The 8567-nt window shown below is 38.6% G+C and carries 8 protein-coding genes; 1 reads left to right on the top strand and 7 read right to left on the bottom strand.

Annotated elements, in window-relative coordinates; genetic code table 11:
* The 7 genes from AC22ZQ_RS10110 to AC22ZQ_RS10080 all read right to left on the bottom strand — a co-directional run.
* On the bottom strand, window positions 1-1805 hold a 1805-nt coding region (locus tag AC22ZQ_RS10110), incomplete at its 3' end, for a DNA topoisomerase subunit B (protein WP_318958665.1).
* Window positions 1806-2018: 213 nt separating this feature from the next.
* Entirely contained in the window at window positions 2019-3314 is a 1296-nt protein-coding gene (gene nqrF, locus AC22ZQ_RS10105; RefSeq protein ID WP_318958664.1) for an NADH:ubiquinone reductase (Na(+)-transporting) subunit F, read from the bottom strand.
* A 3-nt stretch (window positions 3315-3317) separates the two neighbouring features.
* The gene (gene nqrE / locus AC22ZQ_RS10100) at window positions 3318-4025 is read right to left on the bottom strand and encodes an NADH:ubiquinone reductase (Na(+)-transporting) subunit E (RefSeq protein WP_318958663.1); all 708 of its coding nucleotides are present in this window, start codon (window positions 4023-4025) and stop codon (window positions 3318-3320) included.
* Between the two features lie 35 nt (window positions 4026-4060).
* Entirely contained in the window at window positions 4061-4750 is a 690-nt protein-coding gene (locus AC22ZQ_RS10095) for an NADH:ubiquinone reductase (Na(+)-transporting) subunit D (RefSeq protein ID WP_318958662.1), read from the bottom strand.
* Window positions 4751-4758: 8 nt separating this feature from the next.
* On the bottom strand, window positions 4759-5469 hold the full coding sequence (nqrC, locus tag AC22ZQ_RS10090) for an NADH:ubiquinone reductase (Na(+)-transporting) subunit C (protein WP_318958661.1): 711 nt from the start codon (window positions 5467-5469) through the stop codon (window positions 4759-4761).
* Window positions 5470-5471: 2 nt separating this feature from the next.
* Window positions 5472-6719: an NADH:ubiquinone reductase (Na(+)-transporting) subunit B gene (locus AC22ZQ_RS10085; protein ID WP_318958660.1), complete on the bottom strand. Its 1248-nt coding sequence runs from the start codon at window positions 6717-6719 to the stop codon at window positions 5472-5474.
* A gap of 26 nt (window positions 6720-6745) precedes the next feature.
* The gene (locus AC22ZQ_RS10080; protein ID WP_318958659.1) at window positions 6746-8107 is read right to left on the bottom strand and encodes a Na(+)-translocating NADH-quinone reductase subunit A; all 1362 of its coding nucleotides are present in this window, start codon (window positions 8105-8107) and stop codon (window positions 6746-6748) included.
* Between the two features lie 190 nt (window positions 8108-8297).
* On the opposite strand from AC22ZQ_RS10080, the gene AC22ZQ_RS10075 reads away from it, so the two are divergent.
* Window positions 8298-8567 (top strand): ApaG domain-containing protein (locus tag AC22ZQ_RS10075; RefSeq protein ID WP_318958658.1); only part of this gene is annotated, 270 nt, incomplete at its 3' end.

Below are 8567 nucleotides of genomic sequence, written 5' to 3'. Positions count from 1 at the left end.
GTATCCCAAAGTTGTTCCGCATTCATCTCTCCCAAACCTTTGTAACGTTGTACTCCAACTGAAGATGCTGGACCAGATCCTTTGAATTGGTCTACCAAACGGTCACGTTGGTCATCGTTCCATGCGTAATCTGACTTCGCACCTTTCTTCACTAAGTATAAAGGAGGCGTCGCGATATAAATGTAACCCGCTTCAATCAACTCACGCATGTAGCGGAAGAAGAAGGTAAGAATCAATGTTTCGATGTGGCTACCATCCACATCGGCATCACACATGATAATGATCTTGTGGTATCTTAGTTTCTCGGTATTTAAAGCTTTCGCATCATCTTCTGTACCTACTCTTACTCCTAAAGCAGTGTAGATATTTTTAATTTCTTCATTTTCGAAGATTTTGTGTTGCATTGCTTTTTCAACGTTCAAGATCTTACCTCTTAAAGGCATGATGGCTTGGAACATTCTATCTCTACCTTGTTTTGCAGTTCCACCTGCCGAGTCTCCCTCGACTAAGTAAATCTCACATTCAGCAGCATCTTTAGAAGAACAATCGGCCAATTTACCAGGTAAACCACTTCCTGTTAAAACATTCTTACGTTGTACCATCTCACGTGCTTTACGCGCCGCATTTCTGGCTCTTGCTGCAAGGATTACCTTCTCAACAATTTTCTTCGCATCGTTTGGATGTTCTTCTAAGTATATTTTCAACATTTCAGAAACTGCCTGCGATACAGGAGCAGTAACTTCTCTGTTTCCTAATTTTGTTTTTGTTTGTCCTTCGAATTGCGGCTCTTGAACTTTAACAGAAACCACTGCCGTTAAACCTTCTCTAAAGTCATCCCCAGCAATTTCTATTTTTTCTTTGGTTAACATACCACTTTCGTCGGCATATTTCTTCAAAGTATTTGTTAAACCACGTCTAAAACCAGAAAGGTGCGTTCCCCCTTCATGGGTATTAATGTTGTTTACGTAAGCTTGAATATTCTCTGTGTACGAAGTGTTATACGTCAATGCTACTTCAACAGGAATACCGTCTTTTTCTCCATCGATGTAAATTACATCTTCAATAAGTGGCTCACGGTTTCTATCTAAATATTGTGCGAATTCTTTTAATCCTCCCTCAGAGTAGAAAACCTCTTCAGGTGCTTTTCCATCTTCATCTTGATATTCTGCTCTATTATCTGTTAAGGTAATTTTAATTCCCTTATTCAAAAAAGCAAGCTCACGCATACGCGCAGCTAAAGTCTCATAATTGAAAACAGTGTGTTCGAAAATCGAAGCATCCGGTTGGAAAGTAACAATCGTACCATTCAACTCAGTCTCACCTACAACTTTAACGTCGTATTGTGGTTTACCAATTTTGTATTCTTGTTGCCAAATTTTTCCGTCTCTGTATACCGTAGCTTTTAAATCACTAGATAATGCATTCACACAAGATACACCTACACCGTGTAAACCTCCCGATACCTTGTAGGTATCTTTGTCGAATTTACCCCCTGCGTGTAATACAGTCATTACAACTTCTAGTGCAGACTTTTTCTCTTTCGTGTGCATCGCTGTTGGAATACCTCTACCGTTATCTTCAACAGTAATAGATTCTCCTTCATTGATAGAAACTTTTATGGTGTCACAATATCCAGCTAAGGCCTCATCAATAGAGTTGTCTACTACCTCGTAAACACAGTGGTGAAGTCCTTTTACGCCTACGTCACCAATATACATGGCTGGACGTTTACGTACTGCTTCTAATCCCTCTAAAATCTGAATATTATCCGCTGAATAATTTGCTTTTGAATTTTCTTCGCTCATACTATAAATTCTACAATTTATGATTTATGTACCTGCATTAACTAGACGTTAAGACAGGGCTAACAAATATAACGAAACAAAACCGCAATAGCGAGCTAAAACAAGGTAGATATAGGTCTATTTTATTAACAGGTAATTCACAATTGAAATCTACTACCTAAGGAAGATTTGGGGCATAAAAAAAGCCCTCTAAAAAGAGGGCTTTTAAATATCTTAACCACCGAAGTCGTCGAAAGATACGTTTTCTGGTGGAACTCCCCAGTCATCACACATCTTAACAACCGCGTTGTTCATCAATGGTGGTCCACAGAAATAGAATTCTATATCCTCTGGAGCTTCATGATGTGTTAAATAGTTATCTATTACTGCTTGGTGAACGAAACCAACGAATCCGTCTCCTTCGTCATCCATGCTTTTCTTCTCTTTCCAGTTATCTTCTGGTAATGGCTCTGAAAGAACCAAGTGGAACTTAAAGTTCGGGAAGTCACGCTCTAATGAACGGAAGTGCTCTAAGTAGAACAATTCTCTTCTTGAACGACCACCGTACCAGTAAGAAACTTTACGATCAGTTTTCAATGTCTTGAATAAGTGGTACAAGTGAGAACGCATTGGCGCCATACCTGCTCCACCACCGATGTATAACATTTCTGCATCTGAATCCTCGTTGATAAAGAATTCACCGTAAGGACCAGAAATAGTTGCTTTATCCCCTGGTTTTAAGTTGAAGATGTAAGAAGAAGCAACCCCTGGGTTAACTTTCATCCATCCATTCGCTTTTCTATCCCATGGTGGAGTAGCAATACGAACGTTCAACATAATTCTTCTTCCTTCTGCAGGGTAAGAAGCCATAGAGTAAGCACGTACTACATCCTCGTCATTCTTCATTTGAAGATCCCATAAACCGAATTTATCCCATTCTGTTTGGAATTTCATTGGTTCTCCTGGGTGATCATCTGGGTGAGCAGTGATGTCCATATCCTTAAAGTTCACTACACAATTTGGAATACGAATTTGGATGTAACCACCCGCTTTGTAATCCATATCTTCAGGAATCTCAACGATAAATTCTTTGATGAAAGAGGCAACGTTGTAGTTAGAAACAACTTCTGCTTCCCACTCCTTGATCCCTAAAATTTCGTCATGGATTTTAATCTCCATGTCTTCTTTCACTTTCACCTGACAACCTAAACGGTAGTGATCAGCAATCTCTTTACGAGAAAAGTGAGGCTCTTCTGTTGGTAAGATGTTTCCACCTCCAGAAAGTACTTGACACGTACACTGTACACAAGTACCCCCACCACCACAAGCTGATGGTAAGAAAATTCCTTCGTTACCCAATGTAGAAAGTAGTGAACCACCACCATCTACTTCTAATTCTTTATCACCGTTGATGGTAATTTTAATTTTACCAGACGGAGATAACTTTGCCTTAGCAAATAGCAACATACTCGTTAGCAACAAAACTACTATTAAGAATACTGCTACTGTTATAATAATACCTAAGCCCATATCTTATTTGTTTAATTCGATGTTTTGTGAAGTTTGAACCGCCTCAACTTTTGGAGTTTCAGCTTTCTTATCTCCGTTTTTGTATTCAATACCCATGAAACTCATGAAAGCGATACCCATCAATCCTGTAAGGATGAAAGTAATCCCCAAACCTCTTAAAGCTGGTGGAATTTGAGAGTATCTAATTTTCTCACGAATAGCAGCAATTGCAACGATAGCCAAGAACCATCCAATACCTGAACCAATACCGAATGCTGTTGCATCAGTAATTGTAGAGTATTGACGATCTGCCATGAACAATGCACCTCCTAAGATAGAACAGTTTACAGCGATCAATGGTAAGAAGATACCCAAAGCACCGTAAAGTGCAGGAGCAAATTTCTCAACCAACATCTCCACCAACTGTACCATAGAGGCAATAACTGCGATGAACATGATGAAAGAAAGGAAGCTTAAATCGATTGTGTGTGCACCATCTAAACCGTACTCAGGATTTAACCATCCTAAAGCACCTTCTTTCAATACGTAGTTTTGTAACAAGTAGTTCATTGGGATAGTGATTCCCAATACGAATATTACCGCTGCTCCTAATCCAACTGCAGTTTTTACAGTTTTAGATACAGCTAAGTAAGAACACATTCCCAAGAAGTATGCGAAAATCATATTCTCAGAAAAGATCGCTTTTACAAATATGTCTAATGTAGTATCCATTATTTAATGTCTTTTATAATTAGTAAATCTCTTTTCTAGTGATCCTCGATTAACGCTTTATTTCTTGAACGTTGCACCCAGATAATGATTCCTACTACGATCAAAGCCATAGGAGGTAAAATCATCATGTTATTGTTCACGTATCCCATAGCGTATAAACCAGACTCTTCACCTGGAAGGTTGTTACCGAAAATTTCAAATCCTAAGATTTTTCCTGATCCGAACAACTCACGTACTAAGGCTACCAATAACAAGATCCAAGCATATCCGAATGAGTTACCTAAGGCATCCATGATAGAAGGCCAAGGCTTGTTACCCATAGCAAATGCTTCGAAACGTCCCATGATAATACAGTTGGTAATGATCAAACCAACGAATACCGATAGTTTCTCAGAAATATCTGGTACGAAGGCTTGTAACAATTCATCCACAATAATTACCAATGAGGCAACAACTACTAATTGTACAATAATTCTAATTCTAGACGGAATTAAGTTTCTTAACAAAGAGATTGTTAAGTTACCCATTACCAATACGAACAATACAGAAACAGACATCCAAAAGGCCTGCTCAACTTGTACTGTAATCGCCAAAGCTGAACAAATACCTAATACCTGAATTGTAATTGGGTTATTGTCTGATAAAGGATCCGTAACTAATTTTCTATTCTTTTTCGAGAATAATGGCTCGCTTGGAGCTTTTGTTTTTTCTACAGTTTCACTCATCGCTTTCCTTATTTCTTGTTGTTGAAATATTTAACGTAAACAGCCATGGTACGGTTCATCATTTCACCAACACCTACTGAAGTAATTGTACCTCCAGTAATACCGTCAACTTTCATTTCATTTACACCAGATCCATCCTTCACAACTTGAATTGGTTGGAATTGGTTGTTTACTGAGATTTTCTCTCCAACCCATCTTTTCTCAAAGAAAGTTTGTTTGATCTCAGCTCCTAAACCTGGAGTTTCTCCTTTGTGATCGAATGCAGCACCAGCAATTGTTTCGTTGTCTTCTCCAATTGCGATGTATCCCCAAATTGGTCCCCAAAGTCCAGCACCTACAACCGGTAAAATTGTAATCATTTCACCTTCTGCGTTCTTCGCTTCGAAAACTGGGTATTTTCTATCTGCTTTTGCTATCGTCTTATTTCTGTACTGGTTTCTTACATCTACGCTGAATGCTTTCTCACCTTCCATTACATTTCCAGTTGCATCCACTACGAAAGAGTTCAATACTGTTTCGTCGTAAATTCCATCTACCGTACTTCTTGTAGACTCAATTCCAATGGCACTTAAGATGTCCATCTTCTTTTTCTTCTCTGCGTTTGCTTTTTTGATATCCGCCAAACCAAGCGACAGAGATGCCAATATGGTACCTACAACAACAACTAATGCTATTGCAAATCCAAATGTATATCCGTTACTATCTCTATTAATTGCCATTACTATGCAGTTTTAAGTCTTTTTAAACGACGTTTAACATTTGCTTGAATTACGTAGTGGTCAATAATAGGAGCCATTACGTTCATAAACAAGATTGCTAACATTACACCTTCTGGGTAAGCTGGGTTCAATGTTCTGATCAACACTGCAATACAACCCGCTAAGAATCCATACCATAATTTACCAACACTTGTTTGTGCTGCCGTTACAGGATCTGTTGCCATAAATACGGCTCCAAATGCGAATCCACCGATGATTAAGTGGTAGTATGCTGGCATGTCAAAGTAAGCGTTACCACCTATAGCGTTCATCAATAATCCGAATAAGAATCCTCCTGCAAAGAAAGAAACGATGATTCTCCAAGAAGCAACTCCAGTTACCAATAAGATCAATGCACCGATCAATACAGCTAAAGTAGAAGTTTCACCTACTGACCCAGGGATCATTCCCATAAATGCGTCAATTGGATCGTATTGTGCTTGGAATTTGTCTAACAATGCTGAAGCACTTTCAGTAACGTTAGTTTTCATTGCCTGTAAATCAGCCAATGCTGTAGCTCCTGTTGCACCATCTGGCAACATTCCACCATTTTGAGCGATAACGTCTGCCGTTCCACCTTTCCATACTTTGTCTCCTGACATAGCAGTTGGGTAAGCAAAGAACAAGAATGCTCTTGCTGTTAAAGCAACGTTTAAGATGTTCATTCCTGTACCACCGAAAACTTCTTTACCAATAATAACGGCAAATGCTGTAGCAACACCTACCATCCATAAAGGAACATCAACTGGCATGATTAAAGGAATTAACATTCCAGATACTAGGTATCCTTCGTGTAAAGAGTGACCTTTTAAGAATCCGAAAACGAATTCAATGGCCAAACCTACACCATAAGAAACTACGATTAATGGCAGAACGCGGGATAAACCATACAATACTTTATCTCCAAAACCTGTCCAGTAATCTCTGTATGCTTCAAACTCAGAACCTGGTAAGTACGATTGAATTTCGTAGTGCCAGTGACCTGTGTTGTAAATACCGAATAATAAACAAGGAATCAAGGCGATTACCACCATGAACATTGTTCTTTTCAAATCTACACCATCACGAATGTGCGCACCTTTTTTAGTAACGTGCTTTGGTGTAAATGCGAAAGTGGTCATCGTTTCATATAAAGGATGAAACTTTTCCCACTTGGCACCCTTTTCGAACATTGGGTCCCACTTGTGTAATAATTTTTCTAATGCTTTCACTTTTATATACTCTTATGAAGTTAGTATTACATACATTCTTGTTGAATCAAGTCAAGTCCTTGACGAACTTTTTCCTGAATCTCAACCTTAGATGTACAAACGTATTCACACAATGCAAAATCTTCTGGTATTACTTCGTAAATACCTAAATTCTCCATTCCGTCGATATCATCCGTAATACAAGCTTTGATTAACTGCATTGGTAAAATATCGAATGGGAATACTTTTTCCATTTCCCCTGTAACAACAAATCCTCTTTCTTCACCATTAAGGTTAGTATCCAAAGTATACTTCTTAGAAGAGTTTAACCAAGTTGGGAATAATTTAGATGCTGAGAACTTATCGAAACCAGGACCTAACCAACCTTTTGTAAGGAAAAATTTATACTGATCACCTTCAGGAAGAATAGTGATTTGATTATCGTAGTAGCTTAAACAACCTTCAGCACCAATGTTAGTACCTGTTAAGGCATTTCCAGAAATAACACGCACGTTATCCCCTTCTACATTGTTCTTCACTAAATCAGTAAGGTTTGCACCGATAACTGTTTTGTAATACTTACGGTTTGTAGCTTCAGAACCTGTGTATGCTACCAACTTAGTGGCATCAAACTTACCTGTTAAGAAGTATCTTCCGATTAAAGCAACATCCTGTACATTTACTGTAAACACGAATTCTCCTTTGTTAATAGGGTTAACATGGTGAATTTGTGTACCAACATTACCTGCGGGGTGCTTTCCTTCGAAACGATTAACTACAACGTTTTTCGCGTTTTCTAAAGCTGCATCACCTTTCACCTTAGCATTTAACCCCAAGTAAACTTTACCTGTAGTTAATTTTGCCAACGCATCGATACCCGCTTGGAACGCTTCGTCTTGTCCGTGTAAAATAAAATCGTAATCCGGAGCGAGAGGAGCAGTATCAAATCCCGAAATAAAGATCGCTTTAGGAGCCACCTCTGGATTTGCAACTACGCCTAATGGTCTTTGCGTCAAGAAAGGCCACAAACCTGCATTCAGCATAGTTTGTTTAACGCTTTCTGCATCTGCATTCGCTGGAGTAACTGGAGAAGCTTGAACGTATTCGATGTTAGTATCAGCATTGATTCTAACCTCTAAGATACGTCTTTTCTCTCCCCTTACGATTTCAGCGACTTCACCACTAACCGGAGACACATATTTTACAGCATCGTTGTATTTATCAAAAAAGATAACAGATCCTGCCTGTACCTTATCACCTGGTTTAACTACCATTTTTGGCACCAAACCGTGAAAATCTGTGGGTTTAATAGATACGGTTTTCGGCATTGCTAAATCTGCCGTTACCTTATCAGCCTCTCCTACAAGCCTGATATCTAACCCTTTTCGTAGCTTAACTGTCTTTGACATGCTTAATATAGAGCTTTGTTTAAGTTTGGCAAAAATAAAAAATACTTGGAACTAGTTGAAACGTTTAGTCGACTACCTAAGGTCTTATGCTAATTTGGAATAATTCTAAATAAAGTCTAACTCGCTGATTTTATTTCAGAGATATCCAAAGTTTTGTAAATTAAAGGTTGAATATATACTCTTAATACATATGAACACTGCTATCAACTCTGGTGTTAAAATTTCCGTAAGCACTCAATTTAGACCTGATCTTTCTAGAGTATATCAATCTATATACTTTTTTACGTACAAAGTTGAAATTGAAAATCGCAATTCTTTCGCCGTACAACTCCTCTCCAGATATTGGAGAATTTTCGATTCTTTGGCTGCTCCACGAACCGTTCAAGGTGAAGGTGTAATAGGAGAACAACCAATTATTGAACCGGGCGAGGTGTATACCTATTCTTCGGGGTGCGACTTT

The organism is Lishizhenia sp., assembly GCF_057456495.1.
Note: the sequence above shows the minus strand (reverse complement) of the source record. Positions and strands in the feature narration are given on the sequence as shown.